The following is a 20,144-nucleotide window of genomic DNA, read 5'->3' as shown; positions in this document are numbered from 1 at the left end:
TTATCGTTTTGGTAATATTGACTGTTATTTTACAAACCCTGAATACAGACCACAGACCACCCGCAAAAAATCCTTCAAAAAAGAATAAATACCAAATAATAAATTATAAATAAATTTTAATAGTCATTAATGCGTATTATTAACTGATGAAAATAATTTGCAAACGAGATTGGTTATCAATATACTTTTTTCGACCAGTTAAAAATACTCAATATACTAGTTTTAGCATCACTTCACCTTGGAGAAGATAGCAACATGTTGAAAAAATTGTATTTTTTACGTAATAAAACACGTTTAATTACGTTGGCCTCATCGCTTATTGTTACCTGCGCACTGCCTGCCATGGCAAAAGATTCCCTAACGTTATATACCACTCGTGAGCCGGGGCTGATCCAGCCACTGCTGGATGCCTTTACCAAAGAAACTGCCATTGACGTCAACACCGTCTATGTTAAAGACGGCATGTTAGAGCGCGTCAAAGCGGAAGGTAAAAATTCCCCTGCAGACTTATTAATGACGGTGGACGCGGGTAACCTCATCGATTTAGTAGAAGCAGGCGTTACCCAGCCTGTTGAATCGAAAACATTAACTGATGCAATCCCTGCTTCATTACGCGATAAAGATAACCAATGGTTTGGTTTATCGATGCGCGCTCGCGTGCTGTATGCGGAAAAAGATTTACCGTTAACTAGTATTACTTATGAAGATTTAGCCGACCCTAAATGGAAAGACAAAATTTGTATCCGTGCAGGTCAGCACCCGTATAACACAGCGTTAGTGGCAGCAATGATTGCTCACGACGGTGAAGCGAAAACGGAAGCGTGGTTACGCGGTGTGAAAGCTAACTTAGCCCGTAAAGCAACTGGCGGAGACCGTGATGTTGCGCGTGATATTCTTGGCGGTATCTGCGATGTTGGTTTAGCGAACTCTTATTATGTGGGTCACATGAAAAATGCCAAAGAGGGCACAGACGCACGTAAATGGGGGGATGCTATTAAAGTGGTTCAGCCAACCTTTACCAATGGTGGAACGCACGTCAACATCACTGGTGCAGCCGTTGCGCGCCATGCTCCTCATAAAGCAGAAGCGGTTAAGTTGATGGAATATCTGGTTTCTGTTCCTGCTCAGCAACTGTACGCGCAAGCAAACTATGAATACCCAATTCGCAAAGGCGTTCCACTGGATGCCACCATCAATAACGCGATTGGTGAAATCAATGTGGATACTCTTCCACTTACTGAAATTGTGAAATACCGTAAACAAGCGAGTCAGTTGGTAGATAAAGTTGGATTCGATCAATAAAACTGGCTTAACCTCAACGCGCGGCGCTTTCGGGCTGCCGCGCGTTGGTTTCTCGCCATTAACCCTTTCTGTGGTGGTCATTACGCTTGGCGTTCTGACCCCTTTGTTGTTTTTATTAGGTCTGGCTGCAAGCTCAGGATTCAGCCATTGGGAACATTTGATGCGTTATGTGCTTCCCGATGCCACCTTAAATACCTTAATTTTACTGCTGGGTGTTGGTGCAATGGTGATGACCATTGGGGCGGGGTGTGCATGGTTGGTGACCGCATTTGATTTCCCAGGTCGAAAGCTGTTTAGCTGGGCGCTGTTACTACCCCTAGCGATGCCAACCTACATTGTGGCGTTTGCATGGTTAGATTTATTGCATCCTATTGGACCGATTCAAGAATTTATTCGTAGCGTTTTAGGGTACGACTCACCGCGCCAATTCCGCCTGCCTGATCTCCGTTCGATGACGGGCGCCATTTTACTGCTTGGTCTGGTGCTTTACCCCTATGTTTACTTGACCATGCGAGCCATGTTTATGAGCCAGCCAGCCCACTTGCTGGAAGCGGCTCGAACCCTTGGGCTCAGCTCGACGGGGACATTTTTCCGAGTAGCGCTACCGATGGCGCGCCCTGCCTTAGTGGTGGGAACCAGCCTTGCACTGCTGGAAACGCTCAATGATATCGGCGCATCGGAATTTTTAGGTGTGAATACATTGACCGTGACGGTGTACACCACATGGGTGACTCGCTCTGATCTACCTGCTGCGGCGCAAATTGCCTGCTCGATGTTAACCGTGATTATCTTGCTATTAGCATTAGAATATTACGGTCGAAAAAATCAGCGTTACAGTACTGGGCGGCAAATGCGTGGGATTTTGCCATCGCGTTTGACGGGATGGCGAGCCGTATTAGCCACGTGTGTCACCGCGCTACCCGTCGTGTTAGGCTTTTTAGCGCCAGCGCTATTTTTGGGGTGGGAAAGTCTTAAACGCATCAGTGACAGCATGACAATCTCAAGCAGCCTGTTGCAGTCATTACAAAACTCATTATTGTTGGCGGCGGGGGTCACCATCGTTGTGACGTTGGTGAGCATTGTGGTGGCGTGGTATGCCAGAGCGAGTGCCATTTCTGGTTCATCTCAAGAATGGCGACGAACCTTGATGAAAATTGCGTCACTGGGCTATGCAGTGCCCGGAACGGTATTGGCGATTGGTTTGTTAACACCGGGTATGGCGCTGGATAATTTTCTTGCTGAGCTATTGGATTTTCGAGGATTACCGCTGTTATCAACGGGAATTTTATTGGTTATCTGCTGCTCAATTCGATTTATGGCGATCTCCATTGGGGCGATTGATGCTGGACTAACTCGCATTCCGCCGAGTATGGAACAAGCCTCAAGGCTGCTAGGGGAAAGCGAGTTGCGAACGTTCTTTCGTGTTCACCTTCCGCTATTACGTCCGGCGCTTGTCACCAGTGCGCTATTGGTATTTGCGGATGCAATGAAAGAGCTGCCGACCACATTACTTTTACGCCCGGTGAATTTTGAAACATTGGCAACTTCATTGTATGCGGAAGCGGCTCGTGGCACTTATGAGGAAGGGGCAATTGCGGCATTATTGATCGTATTGGCGGGAACATTACCTGTGATTTTATTGGCGCGTAGCCAACTCACATCGTCTCAGTCAAAGCAGTCTTCTTAATTAAAATCATTATGTTAAGGAACGTATTCGGTGTCAGATTCAACCTTAGTTCTTGACAATGTCCATGTTTCTTATGGCAACAAACATCAACGTAACCATGTGCTTAATGGCTTTTCTTTGCATATCGATGCTGGGGAAATTGGTTGTTTACTTGGGGCTTCAGGATGCGGAAAAACCACTGCATTGAGAGCGATTGCTGGGTTTGAACAGGTAGAGCAAGGAACCATCTACGTGGGGGGCCGCTGTGTTGCTGGTCCAAATCTTCACCTGCCACCTGAACAGCGTAATGTCGGCATGGTTTTCCAAGATTATGCCTTGTTTCCTCATTTAACGGCGGCACAGAACGTGGCATTTGGGCTCAGAAAACAGCCTAAAGAGCAGCAACAGGCTCGCGTTCAACAGTTATTAAAGTTGGTTGAATTGAGTGGCTTAGCGGAACGCTATCCTCACGAAATGTCGGGGGGGCAGCAGCAGCGTATTGCATTAGCGAGAGCATTAGCGCCACAACCTGCGGTGTTGTTGCTGGATGAACCGCTTTCGAGCCTTGATCCGGATAGCCGAAAACGTTTAGGGCAAGAAGTGCGGGATATTTTACGCGCAGCGGGGCAAACTGCGTTGTTGGTGACCCACAGTGAAGACGAAGCTCAATTAATGGCAAATAAAATCAGCTACTTAAAAGAGGGGTGTTTACTCGAGGAGTAGTTGAGGATCGTGAAAACCCAATGCCGTATGAACGGCATTGGGTACTCGATTATTTAAAGCAGGTTTGAGCCCAGCGGGCTAACCCAGCGGTAACTGAGCCAAAGTCATCGCCACGAACAATAGGGATGTTCGGAAGCTGTTCTTGAATCGCTTGATGTAATATAGGCGAGCGGGCGCTACCTCCCGTGACAAAAATAGCATTCGGTTGAACGCCGCCTTGTACAACGGCTTCTTTCACCAACTCAATCATTTTACTTTTTGGTGATTCAATCGCATCAATCAATTGTTCACGTCCAATATTCACTTCAAGCAGCTCTTTTGATAATGCAATTTTCGCTAAATAATTTTGCTCGTCAGAGAGCGCGATTTTCGCCTCTTCCGCTTTGCGTACAATGCTGTAGCCTAGCGTTTGGTGATAAACCTCGAGCAAACGTGCGAGCAAAGCTGGCTCTTGAGCATCTTGCTGTAAGCGGGTTAATGCATTGAGGTTAGCGCGAGAATAAAATTCTTTTTGCGCTTCCACATTGTTAATGGCAATCGGGTTCCAAAACTGCAACAGAGGCATTTTAATCCCTGATTGGTATTGGCTTTCCATACCAAATAGCTGCATTAACTGTTTTAAGGCAACGAAAATATCCAGATCGTTTCCGCCAACACGTTGACCGGTGTGTGCTAATAAAGAGCTTGTACGGTCTTGGCTGTCTTTGTAACTAGGCCCCATTTGGATCAGTGAGCAGTCGGTGGTTCCCCCTCCAATATCCACCACTAAAATGGTCTGGTCTTTCGTGAGGGTAGATTCATACTCTAACCCTGCGGCAACCGGCTCAAACTGGAACGCAATATTCTTAAATCCAGCACGTTTAGCGGCTTTTAATAAGATAGCTTCCGCTTGCTGGTTCGCCAGTTCACCACCACGTCCATGGAAGTTAATTGGGCGACCAATCACCGTATCAGTGATGGTTTGTTGAGTACTTGCTTCGGCTGTATGCTTGATATTTGCCATCATGGCGCACACTAAATCTTCGAAGAAACTGACTTGGGTTTCGTGTAAACCTGATGCACCTAAAAAAGACTTAGGTGATTTTACATAGTAGACATCACGCGGGTCGCTTAAATATAAGTCCAGCGCAGCTTGCCCGAAAACAATATCTTCTGGCTCGAGTTCAATGCCTTCATCCTGATTAAACGCAATAGAGCGTCGGAGGATTTGCTGACCTACTGAGTCTGTCGGAGAAATATTCAGATGGCGAAATAAGTGCTCTGAAACTGATTCTCTTGTTGGCGCACACAAGGTTGATGGAATATAAAAATTGCTGCCTTCAAGGGGTAACAATTGCGGTTTGCCATCTTTCATGATTGCGACGGAGCAGTTAGATGTTCCGTAGTCAAAACCAATAAACATTTCGCCTCCAAAATCTAGGGTGCTTTGAAAAAAGTGGAAAACTGTATATCAACCTTGCGGGAAATGCTATTGGAACCGTATTTTTATTTTGTGTGGGAAACCTAATTTGGCGCAAGGATAAGGGCGACATCATTTTGTAGGATAAACAGAACTATTTATTGTGAAATACCCTATCGAGGATCAAATGAGTCAAGCCAAAATTGAATTGATGTCTGAAATTACGTGCCCAGAATGTGGGTGTTCGAAAATGGAAGAGATGCCAACCAATGCTTGCCAGTGGTTTTATGAATGCACGTGTTGCGGTGTATTATTAAAGCCATTAGAAGGGGATTGCTGCGTTTTTTGTTCTTATGGCACGGTGAAATGCCCACCAATCCAAGAAGCAGAATTAACAGGCAAGCCTTCATGTTGCTGTAAATAAGACTCAGAGAAAAATCATTAATTTCGTAGGAAATAGATAATATTCAATTAAGTATAATTATCTATTCTGACAATTTTTGCGCCACAAGTAATTAAATTCTTCGAGCGGAAATTCCATTTCGTCTCTATCCAATAGCGGAATGGAAACCATATTCCTACCATCTTCATTCAGGTACGTTTTCACCATAAAACGTTTGTAGGTATAGCTATTTTTTGCATCAAATACCAGAACTTGACCACAAACATAACCTAACATACCGCGATCAGAGGTCTCTCTGATGACATGGTATTTCACATCTTTAAATTCGACGGTTTTAGGGAAACTCAACAAGTCTTCCACAGCCCGCTCGGATTTCTTGATAACATCTAAATCAGGTGTGTAGTTAGCCATTACTCCTGCAAGAAATGATCCTCCTGCGATAAGAATAATCACTAAGATAGAAAGCATCTTATTCGTCATGATATTTTTTCTAGATTATTATATTTAATAAATAAACTTATTATTATTTTTTATCAATTATGGATACCGCGAGGTAATAAAGGTTCAGGGGCCTTTATTATTTTTATTCACTGTTTCCCACTATTTTCCATTAATTTAGCCATATGAATGGCTTCAATAATTTGAGCGCGATTGACTCTAGGATTATTACTATCAAGTAGGTTTTGCCAGATATTAATCGCCGTTGTGTAATTGGCATTGATAAAGGCATCTGAGGCTAATAACATCAATGCGGTGACTTCATTCTTATCTAGACTTAATGCTTTGTCTATCATTTTCTGTGTGTCATTTGTAACCACTTGTCCGGCTTGGTAATACATCACCGTGGCGATTGCGGCATAAAGTTGGGCATTCTCTCCGCGATATTTGAGTGCGTAGCCATAGGCAATTAAAGCATTTTCATAGCTATTTTGATAAAGATAGTATTCACCTAAAACAGCCCAAAGTTCACTGTTTTCAGGGGATTGGCGGATATCTGCTTGTAAACGTTGTAGATCCTGCGTTTCACGCTCCAATGGTGTAAATGGCAAGGTAGGGTCATTTTGTCTTTGATATAAATCAAGTGTTGAGTGGAATCGTGGTAATAAAAAATATCCCGCTATCATAATGCAGATTATGATGATAATAAGGATGTTACTTATCTTATTCCAATGAGGATACTGAAGTATTTTTTCATTATTAATAGCCGGTAATAATTGAATGTCAGAGTGAGTCCGGTTGTATTTTTCTATTAACGGAATAGAGGGATCTAATAAAATAACGCGCTGATTAATTCTATTTTTTACTTTTAATATTTTCCATAAAATAAAGATAATACAAAGAACTGCAAATACGGGAAGTAGCCATAATAGTAGGGTGCTAAGCGTTAATGGGGGATTATATAAAACAAAGTCACCATAGCGCTCGGTCATATAGTGTTTAATTTGAGATTCACTTTTCCCTTCAGAGACCATTTTAAAAACTTGATGGCGCATACTGACAGCAGTCGGTGCGTTAGATTCCAATAAGTTTTGGTTTTGGCATTGTGGGCAACGTAGCTGAGAGGCAATCTGCAAAGATAATTCTTGCTCCTCATTGGAGTTAAATGCCCATGTATCCACAATTTGGGCGTGCGCATCCAAGGCGCACAGTAGCAGGAGCAACATAACGATTTTTTTAATCATGCTTCCGCCCCCTAAACCAGCTCATTAGCGCACCTAAGCACATTACAAATCCACCACTCCAGATCCATTGAATGCCTTCTTGTACATAAAAACGTATTGCATAGCGTTCAGTACCCGTTTTTTCTCCCAGCACCACATACCAAGAACGCAGCCACCCCCAGTGGATCCCCGGCTCTATCATGAGTTGCTGGCGAGCCAGATATAGGCGACGCTCAGTGACAAGAATAAAGCCATTTTGACCTGCGTTTTGGCTGACGTGGATCAGCGCTTTTTCAGTGGTGTAGTTGGATTCAGCTGCCAGTTGTAATTGCTGAAATTGGAATTGATATCCGCCAACTGAGATAGATTGCCCGACGGCGATATTTTGGCTGATTTCTGCTTTCTGTGTTGAGGAAAGGGCAATCCCCATGGCGAACAGAACAACCCCTGCGTGAGCAACAATAGCTGGAAGTTTTCGCTGCATAATCATCAACAGCCGTTGAAGTGGCGTGTGATTTTCGTTCTTTGTAATATCGCGATATTTGAATGTGGCAAGCGCCACTATCACCAGCATAAACAGGCCAAATGGTAATAACGTTTGATTGAAATAGGGGGCGCCCACTGAAATCTTACCTAACCCTAATAGCCCATAGAGCATCGGGTATAACGTACCAGTCAGTACGATACATAAAACCGCGGTAAACAAAATCAATGTTAGTAATAAATAGATTTCTTGTGATGTTTTGCGCCGAGGTTCTTGAGGGGGGAATTTGGCCTTCCAACCATAAATAAACAGCGCACCAAGGCTTAAAACGCTAAAGAGTAAAAATAGCGGGACGGCACGCACGTTATCTAAGGCAAATGCATGAACGGACACTAAGATCCCAGAGCGGACAATCAGTGTACCGAGCAGCGCTAAAATTAATGTGATAATCGCCAGCAACAGACTCCAGTGGCGATACAGCCCTGTTCGACGTGTGATAGATAAACTGTGCAGCAATGCCGTGGCTGAAAGCCAAGGAAGTAAAGAGGCGTTTTCAACCGGATCCCAAAACCACCATCCTCCCCAGCCCAATTCACTGTATGCCCACCAAGAACCGAGGATGATACCGCTTGTGAGTATGCACCAACTTGGAACCGCAAAGCGCCAACACAATTGAGCTATAGGTTGACTGGAATCTTCGGGAAGTAGAGTGGGCGTCGCCATTAATGACGCGAGCACTAACGCGGCGACTAGCATCAATCCGCTGTAACCAAGGTAAAGTAGTGGCGGATGTAAAATTAGCCCCCAATGTTGCAGCATCGGATTGAGATCACGACCTTCAATAGCAGGTGGAAACAGGCGTTCAAACGGGTTGGAATAGAACACAACAAACAGCAATAACGCTGTGCAAATAGCCGCCAGTACACATAATGTTAAAGGAAAAAATGGGCTATTTTGGCGGCGATAACGCCATGCAAATAAGGTACTCCAGCCGGAGAAAAATAGCACCCACAGAAGCAGTGAACCTTCGTGTCCTCCCCAGACTGCTGCAATTTTGATAACAAGAGGGGACAAACTGTGGCTATGTTGAGCCACATAACTAACGGAAAAATCACTGAAAACAAAGCTGGCGGTTAAACAGAGAAACGCAGTTAATAAAAAAGTGAATTGCAAAGACGTCCAGAGCACGCCCTGAGACATTTGCCTCGGGACGTGCCTGAAAACGCCGATAAACCCCAATAGGGTATGATAGCCGGTGATACACAGCGCCAGTAGCAAGCTGATAAACCCTATTTCGGGAAGGAAAATTTCCAAGTATCACCTTTAGTTTAAGTCGGTTATGCGACTGTCAGTTGTCCAGCGTACAGAACAAAGAAACGCAGGAAAAATACGCCAATTAAGCTTGCGCCACTGACCACGATAACCCGAAAAGCTTGGCTACCTTGTTGTTGCCATTTTTTCAATGCAAGAGGAATAACAAAACCAATCCCCACGACGCCAAGCCAGAACCACCACGTCCAGAAACCACCGCCTAATGCGGCAATTAACGAACGCAGTTTGCCATCATCCCCAAGCGCGAGTCCCACAAAGAAGGCGGCCAGCAAAAATATCTCTAACCAGACAACAAAGCTTTCTACACGGTGTAAAAAGGCCGTTTCAGGGTTATGAACATTTTTGCGATAGCGCAGGGCGATTGCCAGTAAACTCACCGCCAGTCCCGACGAGATCCCCGAAAAGAGGAATAAAGCCGGTAATATTGGGTTGTTTAAGAATGGATAGGATTTGAGTGCCGATAATAAGAACCCTGTATACGCCCCGAGCAATATAGCTAAGATTAGCATAGCAATATCTAATCCGCGCATGACGCGACTCAGCCAACCTAAAGCACGAGGGATTATCGTCAGTTTAGGTAGCCATTTTTGTTGCAGTTGGACGAGCTCCTGCTCATAAATTTTAGCTAGCCAAACCACTAATACCGCCATGTAAACTTGGAACAGCATCACCCCCATGGACATCACAGAAGTTGGGCTGTAGTGAAACATCAATTTCCAGAACGTCCATGGACGGGTTAAGTGGAAAATGAGGATCAGCAGACCGAGAATAATGGTGGTTGGCGCTAAAATTAGCGTGGTACGCATGATAGTGCTATTGCTGGTGGCAGCATTGGGGATATATTGGCGCATCAATACGGCCAGAACCACTAACCCCGCAGAGATACCAATCAAAAACAGGTAAACGGCGATAGGCCAGTCCCAGACTAACGACTCAAAATGAAAAGCTGAAGTGGTTGTCATTGGCTAACCTCCCCATATTTAAAGGGAACTCGGTACATTTTGGGTTTCGTTCCCAGTGCAATTTTGAATCGATAGGTCGGTTTTTCATGGAGCATTAGCGACACCGCACTGTTTGGATCATCTAAATTACCAAACACCAACGCTTTGGTTGGGCACGCTTCAACACAAGCGGGTTGCTTCCCTTTTTTGAGATTGGTTTTACGGCAAAAGTCGCATTTATCGGCGGTTTTGCTAATAGGATGAATAAATCTGACGCGGTAAGGGCAGGCGGCAATACAGTATTGACAGCCAACGCACAGATCAGGGTTTACATCCACAATCCCCGTGGTTTTATCGATGAATGAAGCTCCTGTTGGACACACATCGACACAAGGGGCATGTTCGCAATGTTGGCAAGAGTGGCGGAAGAATCGATATTTGACGTCAGGAAATTGACCAATGGGTTCACTACGAATAATCGTTAGGCGTGATACGCCTTCTGGAACTTGGTTGACTTCCCGACATGCATCCATACAGGCGGTACAGCCGATACACAGTGTTTCATCGTGGATCATGCCATATCGCACCCCGTCAACTTTCATGGTATTGGCGAGGGTATGCCCCGCCACACCGCCTACCGCCGCCAGTGCGCCTGAATAGATTATGAATTGACGACGAGAACAACTCATGGCTGCTCCTTAAGAACATTCACCACAGCAGGGTTAAAGTTCGGGTTATCTCGCTGATCTGAGTGGCAATCCACACAGATTTTGACCTTACCTTTATCGCTCAGCACTTTCATGGTGTCTTGCTTAGGGTGGAGGTCATGACAACTCGCACAAGCCACTTTGGTCACGTGAACATCGTGGGGCCAAAACGCTTTTTGCAGTTGTTCAGGTAAGTGGCAAGACAAACAGACGCTATTTTGTTGTTCCACACTGTACATCGGATCATTAAACCGCATGACGTCTTTGACGCCTTCACGGTGATTGGGGCCCGGTTTGCCGTGGCAATTGGTGCACGTCACCGGCAAATTATTATTCGGGTTAATGACCTCAGCATGAGTGCCATGCATCCCTTCTTTATCGGGTTTATGGCAATCAAGGCAAGCATTGTCTGGATTACGCTGCTGCGTAACTTGCCAACGACCGTCTTTGTTAGCTTCTTCAGCCATTTGTGGTGTTGCCGACGCGGATATCGCCCATAACAAGCCTGACGCCAGCACCCCAGCAGTTAATAACGAACGTAGTACGCTCATATTCACTCCATTGGTTATCGCACCCCAGCGAACTGGGGTGAGTGGTTATTTGGCTAACAGGTCGTTTTTACGAGCTTGTGCATCCCATTCAGGTACCACAGTCTTTAAAAACTCTTGTTTTTCGGCATTAATTTTCTGCATATCCAAGCCGATGGCTTGCTGCGCCTTATCTTTGGTGGAGATATCTGGGATAGCAATTTCATGAGTAATGCCTTTGGAGCCCAGTAAGCGCGCCAGTTTTGCACGGGCATCAGCGGCTTTATCCATTGCACCACCCAGCATACGTAACCCTTCATCTGGGGCATGCATATGGATACCGTGTGACGCGATAGCTAAATCCCAACGCCACTGCGCATGACGGATATCGGCAAGGATATCTTTCATTTCAGCATCGGTTGCACCCGCATCCCAAGCTGCTTTAGCTTCAAAGTGAGCGCGTACTAGCTGATCTTCCACTTTGATTTTCATCTCTTGGATAGCTTTTTTACGCTCAGCAACAATGCCTTGAAGTTGCTCTTTGCTTTGGGTATGACAGCTACTACAGGTTTGTTCAAAGTTATCGAATGGATTACCGATTTTATGGCTGGTATACAGTTCCCCTTTTTCGTTTTGCAGTTTTGGCATGTGGCAGTCAATACAAGTCACATTGTTTTTGCCATGGATACCTGCGCTCCAAGTTTCATACTCAGGGTGTTGGGCTTTGAGCATTGGGGCTTTAGATAGAGAGTTTGTCCAGTCAGAGAAGGCAATGTTGTCGTAGTACACTTCCATGTCTTCGACTTTGGTGCCGTTATCCCAAGGGAATTTCACGGCTTTAGTTTCGCCAGAGAAATAGTATTCAACGTGGCATTGACCGCACACCATAGATTGTTGGTCGAAGCGGCTCGCTTTATCGAATGGTTTACCGATAGCTTCCATGGCACGTTCTGCGTATGGGCGAGAAAGAGTGAGTTCAGCCTTGCCTTTGGCAAACTCAGGAGAGTCTGTTTTGTGGCAATCTGCACAGCCCAATACGTTGACAACTTCAGGGCCGCCTTTTGCCCATTTGCCTTTGAAGTAGCCATCTTCACCATGTTCCTGAATTAATCGAGCAACGTCAGGGCTTTTACAGCTCCAACATGCCATAGGAAGAGGACCATCTTCAGCATTTTTTGGTGCACCTGTTCGCAGTGTTTCACGAACATCGATAATCGCGTAGGCGTGACCACGAGGTTTGTTGTAGTCACGGGAGAATGGATACCCAGCCCATAAGATGACGAGGCGAGGATCTTCAGCCAGTGCATCTTCTCGTTGTGATTGTTCTGAAGTCGCGCGCCATGAATGGTATTGATCAGGGTGCGCCGCTTCAAAGGTTTCGTTTCGAGCGTTAATAGTTGATGTGGAATCTTTTGTTGGAGTTTGTGCCTGTACAGAGGTAAACAGAAATATCCCTGCAAGCACACTCAGTAGGTACAGTGCATTATTTCTTATCTTTGCCATAAGGGCCTCGAGTGTTTTTAAGCCAGCCATCCCATTAGCTGTATTTATTTTTATATTTGATAACAATCGCACTATTGCTATCAGACAATTGCCAACTTATATAATTAGCAAAAAACCACACAAAAAATATTGTCTTTGATCAATAATTAAAATGAGTTTACTTTTTAATCGATGAAAAATAATAAAAATGGGGGAAATTGAATAAATAAAAAAATATTAAATTTTATTTTTTAAGGAATATATTGATTTAACTCTCAAATAATAATGATTATTATTTACCAGTCATTATTTTTTATTATCTTAATGATATTTATAGTGAATTATTCTTTTACCAATATGATGGATAAATAAGTTGGTTAATTTTTGAATTAAAACGTGCGTAAAATCAAAAAAAGTAAATATAGTTTTTTGTAAAAGTGCTCATCATATACTACTTTAGTGGTATATATTTTCATTAATTATAAATTTGGCTATTAAAAATAAGGTTTAAATTCGCAAATCATATTTATGAAATGTTAATGAATAATTATAAAACGACCTTAAACCCGCATTTCTCGATATTTGAACTTTGTCTTCGATGTGAAACGTCAAAGAATGACTATTTTCTTCATAATAACGCCAAAAATGAGTTTACCTACTAGGTAGTATGTATTTTTGATGGTTAGCTAATTAATATTCACAATAAATAATCATATAAAAAGTGCGGTTTATCAGTCTCTTTTAGCAGTTTTTGGTTGGGCAATGTAAAGGAAATAAACATGGTTGATATCACCCGTCGGGGAGTTTTAACGGGGGCTTGGCGTAATGCTGCACCCGTAATTCGACCACCATGGAGTGGTAGCGAAGCACGTTTTATTGAACAGTGCACTCGTTGTAACCAGTGTATCACGAGTTGTGAAACGGCAATTTTGCAACCGGGTCCTGGTGGCTATCCCATGGTCGATTTTCAGCGTGGTGAATGCACATTCTGTTATGCATGTGCAGAGGCCTGTCCTGAGCCTATATTCCTTCCTCAAAATACCCAGCCTTGGAATATCAAGATTGCCATTGGGCAACACTGTCTGGCGTACAAATCGATTGAATGTCGTCGTTGTGAAGACAGTTGTGAGCCTCAAGTGATCGCCTTTCGTCCATCACTGGCCGGTATTTACCAGCCAAACATTGATATGCAGGGTTGTACAGGTTGTGGCGCATGTGTCGCGGGATGTCCTGTATCAGCCATTACCATGGAGCATGAAGATGCACAATAACTGGCAAGTTTGCAGTTTGATTGTTCAAGTCAAAAGTGAACGCATTCCAGCTGTGACAGATGAATTACACCAAGAACCCAACTGCGAAGTGGCTATTTCCTCCCCTGAAAATGGCAAGTTGATTGTGGTTGTGGAAGGGGAAGACAGCAAAACGCTTTTAGATACTATCGATTTCATCCGTGATATCGACGGTGTATTGGATGTTTCACTGGTTTATCACCAGCAGGATGAGCAATGTGAGGAAAATGTATGAAACTCAGTCGTCGTAGCTTTATGAAAGCCAATGCGATAGCGGCCGCTGCTGCGGCGGCAGGCGTTGGCGTACCAAGTATTGCGAAAGCAGTGGTTGGTCAGCAAGAAAGCATTAAATGGGATAAGGCACCGTGCCGTTTCTGCGGTACAGGTTGTGGAGTCTTAGTCGGAACACAAAATGGCCGCATTGTTGCGAGCCAAGGTGACCCTGAAGCCCCTGTAAACCGTGGTCTGAACTGCATTAAAGGCTATTTCCTACCAAAAATCATGTACGGAAAAGACCGTTTAACTCAACCACTTCTGCGTATGAAAGACGGTGAGTACGATAAAAACGGTGAATTTACCCCAATTACATGGGAAAAAGCCTTTGATGTGATGGAAGAGAAAGTCAAAACCACCCTCAAAGAGAAAGGCCCTGAAGCTATCGGAATGTTTGGTTCCGGTCAGTGGACGGTGTGGGAAGGTTATGCTGCATCCAAATTATTTAAAGGTGGCTTCCGTTCAAATAACTTAGACCCGAATGCGCGTCACTGTATGGCATCAGCGGTTGTGGGCTTTATGCGTACCTTTGGTATGGATGAACCGATGGGTTGTTACGATGATATCGAACATGCCGATGCTTTCGTGCTGTGGGGTTCGAACATGGCGGAAATGCACCCAATTTTATGGTCGCGTATCACCAACCGTCGTCTCTCTAACCCTGATGTTCGTGTAGCGGTGCTATCTACATTTAAACACCGTAGCTTCGAATTAGCGGATAACGGCATTGTTTTTACGCCGCAATCAGACTTAGTGATCCTTAACTACATCGCGAACTACATTATTCAAAACAATGCGGTGAATCAGGACTTCCTCGATAAACACGTTAACTTACGTCGTGGGGCTACTGATATTGGTTATGGTTTACGTCCAACGCATCCTTTAGAGCAGAAGGCCAAAAACCCAGGTTCAGATGCGTCTGAGCCAATGACATTCGATGATTACAAAGCGTTTGTTGCGGAATATACCCTCGACAAAACTGCTGAAATGACGGGTGTTCCGAAAGATCAGTTAGAGGCATTAGCTAAGCTGTATGCAGATCCTAATGTAAAAGTCGTTTCCTACTGGACAATGGGCTTCAATCAGCACACTCGTGGCGTCTGGGCGAATAACTTGGCGTATAACCTGCACTTATTGACCGGTAAAATTTCTCAACCAGGTTGTGGACCGTTTTCCTTAACGGGTCAACCATCAGCTTGTGGTACTGCGCGTGAAGTGGGAACGTTTTCTCATCGTTTACCGGCAGATATGGTGGTTACCAACGAAAAACACCGTGAAAAAGTGGAGAATGTTTGGAAATTACCTGCGGGAACTATCCCAGAAAAAGTGGGATTACACGCTGTTGCTCAAGACCGTGCATTAAAAGATGGCAAGCTCAATTTTTATTGGGTGATGTGCAATAACAATATGCAAGCGGGCCCAAATATTAATGAAGAGCGTATGCCGGGCTGGCGTGATCCACGTAACTTTATCGTGGTTTCAGACCCATACCCAACCGTCAGCGCACTGTCTGCCGACCTGATTTTACCGACAGCAATGTGGGTAGAAAAAGAAGGGGCGTACGGTAATGCAGAGCGTCGTACACAATTCTGGCGTCAACAAGTACCAGCACCGGGCGAAGCAAAATCTGACTTAATGCAGATGGTGCTGTTCTCTCGTCGCTTCAAGGCAGAAGACGTTTGGCCGGAAGAATTATTAGCGAAAAAACCAGAATATCGCGGAAAAACGTTATACGACATTCTGTTTGCTAACGAGGCTGTGACCAAATTCCCACTGACAGAACTGGCCGATGGCCAGCTGAATGATGAATCCCGTGAACTCGGCTTCTACCTGCAAAAAGGGTTATTTGAAGAGTATGCAGGCTTCGGTCGTGGTCATGGTCATGACTTAGCGGATTTTGATGCTTACCACAAAGCTCGCGGTATCCGTTGGCCAGTCGTGGATGGTAAAGAGACCCAATGGCGTTACAGCGAAGGTAATGACCCTTATGTTAAAGCTGGACAGGGTTATCAATTCTACGGTAAGCCAGATGGTAAAGCGGTGATTTTTGCTCTGCCATTTGAACCAGCCGCAGAAGCGCCAGATGCAGAATACGATTTGTGGTTATCCACAGGACGTGTCCTTGAGCATTGGCATACCGGCAGTATGACTCGCCGTGTCCCTGAGTTGCACCGTGCATTCCCTGAGTCCGTGGTGTTTATGAACCCGCTGGATGCAAAAGCCAAAGACTTACGTCGTGGAGACAAAGTAAAAGTGCTTTCTCGCCGTGGTGAAGTGCTCTCAACTGTGGAGACTCGCGGTCGTAACCGTCCACCAAAAGGTTTGATTTATATGGCATTCTTTGATGCGTCTCAGTTAGTGAATAACCTCACTCTGGATGCAACGGATCCGCTATCGAAAGAGACGGATTACAAGAAATGTGCAGTTAAATTGGAAAAGGTGTAATTGCGTATGTCCCAGAAACCGAGTTCCCAGAATAGTCGCCGCCGTTTTTTGCGTGATGTTGCTCGCGCAGCGGGTGGACTGGCGGCTGTTGGTGTGGTACTGGGGCTTCAGCAACAAACCTCCCGAGCGAGCGGAGTGCATCTTCGCCCGCCGGGTGCCTTAGACGAAAGTGCTTTTGCAAGTGCCTGTGTGCGCTGTGGTCAATGTGTGCAAGCGTGTCCTTACGACATGTTGAAACTCGCTACATTGGCGTCTGGCATGGCAGCCGGTACACCGTATTTTATTGCTCGTGAAAATCCGTGCGAAATGTGTGAAGACATTCCTTGTGCCAAAGTGTGCCCAAGTGGTGCGTTGGATAAGGATATTGCTTCAATCAATGATGCTCGTATGGGGCTAGCAGTGTTACTCGACCAAGAGAACTGCTTGAATTTTCAAGGGTTACGATGCGATGTGTGCTACCGAGTTTGCCCTGTGATTGACGAAGCTATCACTCTGGAACTTGAACAAAACCATCGAACCGGTAAACACGCACGGTTTTTACCTACCGTAAACAGTAACTATTGCACTGGATGCGGTAAGTGCGAACAAGCGTGCGTACTCGAAGAGTCAGCTATCAAGGTATTACCACGCTCGCTGGCGAAAGGGGAATTAGGTCACCATTACCGTTTTGGTTGGCTGGAGGGAAACAATGGCAAATCGTAAGCACGATGCCGGACGTGAGGCTCTGGCGAAAAAAGGGTGGTGGGGAAGCCATAAATGGTTGGTATTAAGACGTACCAGTCAGCTGTTAGTGTTAGCGATGTTTTTAAGTGGTCCATGGTTTGGCGTGTGGATCTTACATGGCAATTACAGTAGCAGCTTATTGTTAGATACCATCCCATTGACGGATCCGCTGATTACTCTTGAAAGCTTAGCAAGTGGTTACTTACCGGGGATCTCCGCGTTAATCGGTGCAGGAATTGTTTTCGGGGTGTATGCCCTGTTAGGAAAACGGGTTTTCTGTAGTTGGGTGTGCCCTGTGAATCCGGTCACGGATGCGGCGGCATGGCTACGTCGAAAATTCGAATTCAATCAATCCGCCACGATCCCACGTTACATCCGCTATGTTTTGCTGGGGGTGATTTTGTTGGGCTCGGCATTAACGGGAACGTTGCTCTGGGAATGGATTAACCCTGTTTCTCTGATGGGACGTAGTTTGATTTTTGGTTTTGGTAGCGGCGCTTTAGTTTTAATTGCACTGTTTTTATTCGATTTATTGGTCGTGGAACATGGTTGGTGTGGTCACTTATGCCCACTCGGCGCACTGTATGGTGTTGCGGGGTGTAAAGGGGCTTTAGTCGTGACCGCCCATAAAAAAGAGCAGTGTAACCGCTGTATGGATTGTTTCCACGTTTGTCCTGAGCAGCAAGTTTTGCGCGTTCCGGTTCTTGATAAACAAGCCCCAGCACAGGTCACGGCGAAAGATTGCACGACATGTGGTCGCTGTATTGATGTCTGTTCTGAGGACGTTTTTAAAATAACACTAAAATGGAGTTCGGGAGCTAAATCATGAAAAACCCTGTCCTGAAAAGAACGTTAAGCCGTTGGATAGCGGGTATGGCCGTTGTCGTGAGCAGTTTTGCATGGTCGGCGAATGGCGTCGATCTGGCTCAATCACCAGAAGTGTCAGGTACACCAGAAAGTGGCATTCATATTCCTAAAGAGCAGGAAAAAATGGCACTGAACTACGTTAACCAGCCACCGATGATCCCTCACAGTGTTGAAGGGTATCAAATTACCACGAATACAAACCGTTGTTTGCAGTGCCATGGTGTGGAAAATTATCGTACCACTGGCGCACCACGTATTAGCCCAACACACTTTATGGATGCGACCGGTAAAGTATTAGGTGAAGTGGCACCAAATCGTTATTTCTGCCTACAGTGTCATGTTCCTCAATCTGATACTGCGCCGATTATCGATAATACCTTTACCCCATCTAAAGGCTTCGGGAAATAAGGGGCGGATATGACTAATAAAAGTGATAAACCGGGGATTATTCGCCGAGTTTGGCAGTGGTGGTGGCGCCCAAGCCGTTTAGCGTTGGGTACGTTGTTGATTATCGGTTTTGTCGGCGGTGTTATTTTCTGGGGCGGTTTTAATACCGGAATGGAAAAAGCCAACACAGAAGAGTTCTGTATTAGCTGCCATGAAATGCGTGAAAACGTCTACGAAGAGTATATGGATACCATTCACTATACTAACCGTAGTGGGGTGAGAGCGACATGCCCTGATTGCCACGTACCTCATGAGTTTGTGCCAAAAATGGTGAGAAAAATCAAAGCCAGTAAAGAGCTCTACGGTAAGATTTTTGGCGTGATTGATACACCACAGAAATTTGAAGCACATCGTCTCGAAATGGCGCAGAACGAGTGGCGACGGATGAAGGATAATAATTCCCAAGAGTGCCGTAACTGCCACAACTTCGACTATATGGATTTTACCGCTCAAAAAAGTGTCGCTGCAAAAATGCATGACCAAGCGTTAAAAGACGGAAAAACCTGTATTGATTGCCATAAAGGTATTGCGCATAAGTTACCAGATATGCGAGAAGTGGAACCTGGCTTCTAAGAAATAGGCTAGTTGGTCATTTGGCTAACTAGCCTAAGTTGTATTTGTGATAAATCAATAAAATTACGTGGTTTTTGTGTATTGTAGCTAATATTAGAGCACAGCATTTTTGCGAGACAAATCGGGGCTATTAAACTATGTGGAAAAAGCTTCACCAATTAGCGATTCCAATGAACCTATATCGATTATGTGGGCGGCTTGCTCCATGGTTTATTGTGTTAAGTGTGATCTTTCTGGCTGTCGGCTGGGTTTGGGGCTTTGGTTTTGCACCAACCGACAAAACACAGAGTGATAGCTACCGGATCATGTATATTCACGTCCCCGCGGCCATGTGGTCGATGGGGATTTATGCCACTATGGCTATCACGGCGTTCATCGGTCTTGTGTGGCAGATGAAAATTTCTGAGTTAGCCATTGCCGCAATGGCACCCGTCGGCGCTGTATTCACCTTTATCGCGCTTGTCACCGGCGCCACATGGGGTAAACCGATGTGGGGAGCTTGGTGGGTATGGGATGCGCGCCTGACATCTGAATTGATCCTGTTATTCTTATATGTTGGGGTCATTGCCCTGTGGCACGCTTTTGATGACCGCCGTACAGCAGGAAAAGCGGCTGCCATTTTAGTGTTAATTGGGGTAATCAATTTGCCGATTATTCACTACTCCGTTGAGTGGTGGCAAACCTTGCATCAACCCTCAACACGTATGCAAGAAAGCATTAACCCAGCGATGCGTACACCATTACGTTTAGCTATTCTGGGGTATTTATTCCTGTTTATTTCGTTGACACTAATTCGTCTACGTAACCAATTGTTAATGTTAGAGCGTAACCGACCTTGGGTACTGGAACTGATGACTAAGCGAGGAAATCGTCATGAGAGGAAATCATAATGAGAGGAAA

General features: G+C 45.1%; 20 protein-coding genes. 12 read left to right on the top strand and 8 right to left on the bottom strand.

From position 1 onward, the window contains the following. Positions 1 to 255: 255 nt before the first annotated feature. The 3 genes from GKR48_RS06410 to GKR48_RS06400 are packed head-to-tail and all read left to right on the top strand — an operon-like array spanning position 256 to position 3,691. On the top strand, positions 256 to 1,302 hold the full coding sequence (locus GKR48_RS06410) for a Fe(3+) ABC transporter substrate-binding protein (protein ID WP_154627461.1): 1,047 nt from the start codon (positions 256 to 258) through the stop codon (positions 1,300 to 1,302). After that, entirely contained in the window at positions 1,286 to 2,989 is a 1,704-nt protein-coding gene (locus tag GKR48_RS06405) for an ABC transporter permease (protein ID WP_154627460.1), read from the top strand. The genes GKR48_RS06410 and GKR48_RS06405 overlap by 17 nt, the downstream gene beginning before the upstream one ends. 30 nt (positions 2,990 to 3,019) lie before the next feature. After that, positions 3,020 to 3,691, top strand: coding sequence for an ABC transporter ATP-binding protein (locus GKR48_RS06400; protein WP_336431129.1), 672 nt, complete (start codon positions 3,020 to 3,022; stop codon positions 3,689 to 3,691). 49 nt (positions 3,692 to 3,740) lie between these two features. On the opposite strand, the gene yegD is transcribed toward GKR48_RS06400, so the two are convergent. Continuing rightward, entirely contained in the window at positions 3,741 to 5,093 is a 1,353-nt protein-coding gene (yegD, locus tag GKR48_RS06395; RefSeq protein WP_154627459.1) for a molecular chaperone, read from the bottom strand. A gap of 184 nt (positions 5,094 to 5,277) precedes the next feature. On the opposite strand from yegD, the gene GKR48_RS06390 reads away from it, so the two are divergent. Next, the gene (locus tag GKR48_RS06390) at positions 5,278 to 5,514 is read left to right on the top strand and encodes a GDCCVxC domain-containing (seleno)protein (protein ID WP_154627458.1); all 237 of its coding nucleotides are present in this window, start codon (positions 5,278 to 5,280) and stop codon (positions 5,512 to 5,514) included. 57 nt (positions 5,515 to 5,571) lie between these two features. On the opposite strand, the gene GKR48_RS06385 is transcribed toward GKR48_RS06390, so the two are convergent. The 7 genes from GKR48_RS06385 to nrfA form a co-directional block, all read right to left on the bottom strand. Then, positions 5,572 to 5,904 (bottom strand): hypothetical protein, encoded by a 333-nt coding sequence (locus GKR48_RS06385; RefSeq protein WP_230088615.1) that lies wholly within the window; start codon positions 5,902 to 5,904, stop codon positions 5,572 to 5,574. Between the two features lie 176 nt (positions 5,905 to 6,080). Continuing rightward, positions 6,081 to 7,175, bottom strand: coding sequence for a heme lyase NrfEFG subunit NrfF (gene nrfF, locus GKR48_RS06380; protein ID WP_154627456.1), 1,095 nt, complete (start codon positions 7,173 to 7,175; stop codon positions 6,081 to 6,083). Then, positions 7,168 to 8,952 (bottom strand): heme lyase CcmF/NrfE family subunit, encoded by a 1,785-nt coding sequence (locus GKR48_RS06375; protein WP_154627455.1) that lies wholly within the window; start codon positions 8,950 to 8,952, stop codon positions 7,168 to 7,170. Before GKR48_RS06375 ends, nrfF begins: the two co-directional genes overlap by 8 nt. A gap of 23 nt (positions 8,953 to 8,975) precedes the next feature. Continuing rightward, positions 8,976 to 9,932 (bottom strand): cytochrome c nitrite reductase subunit NrfD, encoded by a 957-nt coding sequence (gene nrfD / locus GKR48_RS06370; RefSeq protein ID WP_154627454.1) that lies wholly within the window; start codon positions 9,930 to 9,932, stop codon positions 8,976 to 8,978. Continuing rightward, on the bottom strand, positions 9,929 to 10,600 hold the full coding sequence (gene nrfC / locus GKR48_RS06365; RefSeq protein WP_154627453.1) for a cytochrome c nitrite reductase Fe-S protein: 672 nt from the start codon (positions 10,598 to 10,600) through the stop codon (positions 9,929 to 9,931). The genes nrfD and nrfC overlap by 4 nt, the downstream gene beginning before the upstream one ends. Next, positions 10,597 to 11,169 carry a cytochrome c nitrite reductase pentaheme subunit gene (gene nrfB / locus GKR48_RS06360; protein ID WP_154627452.1) on the bottom strand — a complete coding sequence of 191 codons (573 nt, stop codon included), beginning with the start codon at positions 11,167 to 11,169 and terminating at the stop codon, positions 10,597 to 10,599. The genes nrfC and nrfB overlap by 4 nt, the downstream gene beginning before the upstream one ends. A gap of 45 nt (positions 11,170 to 11,214) precedes the next feature. After that, positions 11,215 to 12,648 (bottom strand): ammonia-forming nitrite reductase cytochrome c552 subunit, encoded by a 1,434-nt coding sequence (gene nrfA, locus GKR48_RS06355; RefSeq protein ID WP_154627451.1) that lies wholly within the window; start codon positions 12,646 to 12,648, stop codon positions 11,215 to 11,217. A gap of 758 nt (positions 12,649 to 13,406) precedes the next feature. On the opposite strand from nrfA, the gene napF reads away from it, so the two are divergent. The 8 genes from napF to GKR48_RS06315 all read left to right on the top strand — a co-directional run bounded on the left by napF (position 13,407) and on the right by GKR48_RS06315 (position 20,134). After that, positions 13,407 to 13,898 carry a ferredoxin-type protein NapF gene (gene napF, locus GKR48_RS06350; RefSeq protein WP_154627450.1) on the top strand — a complete coding sequence of 164 codons (492 nt, stop codon included), beginning with the start codon at positions 13,407 to 13,409 and terminating at the stop codon, positions 13,896 to 13,898. After that, positions 13,882 to 14,151, top strand: a complete 270-nt coding sequence (napD, locus tag GKR48_RS06345) for a chaperone NapD (RefSeq protein ID WP_154627631.1) — start codon at positions 13,882 to 13,884, stop codon at positions 14,149 to 14,151. The genes napF and napD overlap by 17 nt, the downstream gene beginning before the upstream one ends. Beyond that, entirely contained in the window at positions 14,148 to 16,634 is a 2,487-nt protein-coding gene (gene napA, locus GKR48_RS06340) for a nitrate reductase catalytic subunit NapA (RefSeq protein ID WP_154627449.1), read from the top strand. The genes napD and napA overlap by 4 nt, the downstream gene beginning before the upstream one ends. Before the next feature lie 6 nt (positions 16,635 to 16,640). Further along, complete coding sequence (gene napG / locus GKR48_RS06335) at positions 16,641 to 17,336, top strand: ferredoxin-type protein NapG (protein ID WP_036952102.1); 696 nt, start codon at positions 16,641 to 16,643, stop codon at positions 17,334 to 17,336. Then, on the top strand, positions 17,323 to 18,186 hold the full coding sequence (gene napH / locus GKR48_RS06330) for a quinol dehydrogenase ferredoxin subunit NapH (protein WP_154627448.1): 864 nt from the start codon (positions 17,323 to 17,325) through the stop codon (positions 18,184 to 18,186). Before napG ends, napH begins: the two co-directional genes overlap by 14 nt. Beyond that, the gene (napB, locus tag GKR48_RS06325) at positions 18,183 to 18,632 is read left to right on the top strand and encodes a nitrate reductase cytochrome c-type subunit (protein WP_036952098.1); all 450 of its coding nucleotides are present in this window, start codon (positions 18,183 to 18,185) and stop codon (positions 18,630 to 18,632) included. The genes napH and napB overlap by 4 nt, the downstream gene beginning before the upstream one ends. Positions 18,633 to 18,641: 9 nt before the next feature. Then, positions 18,642 to 19,244, top strand: coding sequence for a cytochrome c-type protein NapC (gene napC / locus GKR48_RS06320; RefSeq protein ID WP_036952097.1), 603 nt, complete (start codon positions 18,642 to 18,644; stop codon positions 19,242 to 19,244). Positions 19,245 to 19,381: 137 nt separating this feature from the next. Then, a complete protein-coding gene (locus GKR48_RS06315) occupies positions 19,382 to 20,134 on the top strand; it encodes a heme ABC transporter permease (RefSeq protein WP_154627447.1) in 753 nt (250 codons plus the stop codon). The last annotated feature ends 10 nt before the right edge of the window (positions 20,135 to 20,144 follow it).

The sequence above is a fragment of the Providencia sp. wls1943 genome (assembly GCF_009706275.1).
GTDB lineage: Bacteria > Pseudomonadota > Gammaproteobacteria > Enterobacterales > Enterobacteriaceae > Providencia > Providencia zhijiangensis.
Note: the sequence above shows the minus strand (reverse complement) of the source record. Positions and strands in the feature narration are given on the sequence as shown.

Coding starts and splice junctions, on each gene's coding strand:
- GKR48_RS06410 (WP_154627461.1), top strand. CDS start 256: ATGTTGAAAAAATTGTATTTTTTACGTAATAAAACACGTTTAATTACG.
- yegD (WP_154627459.1), bottom strand. CDS start 5,093: ATGTTTATTGGTTTTGACTACGGAACATCTAACTGCTCCGTCGCAATC.
- GKR48_RS06390 (WP_154627458.1), top strand. CDS start 5,278: ATGAGTCAAGCCAAAATTGAATTGATGTCTGAAATTACGTGCCCAGAA.
- GKR48_RS06385 (WP_230088615.1), bottom strand. CDS start 5,904: ATGGCTAACTACACACCTGATTTAGATGTTATCAAGAAATCCGAGCGG.
- nrfF (WP_154627456.1), bottom strand. CDS start 7,175: ATGATTAAAAAAATCGTTATGTTGCTCCTGCTACTGTGCGCCTTGGAT.
- nrfD (WP_154627454.1), bottom strand. CDS start 9,932: ATGACAACCACTTCAGCTTTTCATTTTGAGTCGTTAGTCTGGGACTGG.
- nrfC (WP_154627453.1), bottom strand. CDS start 10,600: ATGAGTTGTTCTCGTCGTCAATTCATAATCTATTCAGGCGCACTGGCG.
- nrfB (WP_154627452.1), bottom strand. CDS start 11,169: ATGAGCGTACTACGTTCGTTATTAACTGCTGGGGTGCTGGCGTCAGGC.
- nrfA (WP_154627451.1), bottom strand. CDS start 12,648: ATGGCAAAGATAAGAAATAATGCACTGTACCTACTGAGTGTGCTTGCA.
- napF (WP_154627450.1), top strand. CDS start 13,407: ATGGTTGATATCACCCGTCGGGGAGTTTTAACGGGGGCTTGGCGTAAT.
- napD (WP_154627631.1), top strand. CDS start 13,882: ATGAAGATGCACAATAACTGGCAAGTTTGCAGTTTGATTGTTCAAGTC.
- napA (WP_154627449.1), top strand. CDS start 14,148: ATGAAACTCAGTCGTCGTAGCTTTATGAAAGCCAATGCGATAGCGGCC.
- napG (WP_036952102.1), top strand. CDS start 16,641: ATGTCCCAGAAACCGAGTTCCCAGAATAGTCGCCGCCGTTTTTTGCGT.
- napH (WP_154627448.1), top strand. CDS start 17,323: ATGGCAAATCGTAAGCACGATGCCGGACGTGAGGCTCTGGCGAAAAAA.
- napB (WP_036952098.1), top strand. CDS start 18,183: ATGAAAAACCCTGTCCTGAAAAGAACGTTAAGCCGTTGGATAGCGGGT.
- napC (WP_036952097.1), top strand. CDS start 18,642: ATGACTAATAAAAGTGATAAACCGGGGATTATTCGCCGAGTTTGGCAG.
- GKR48_RS06315 (WP_154627447.1), top strand. CDS start 19,382: ATGTGGAAAAAGCTTCACCAATTAGCGATTCCAATGAACCTATATCGA.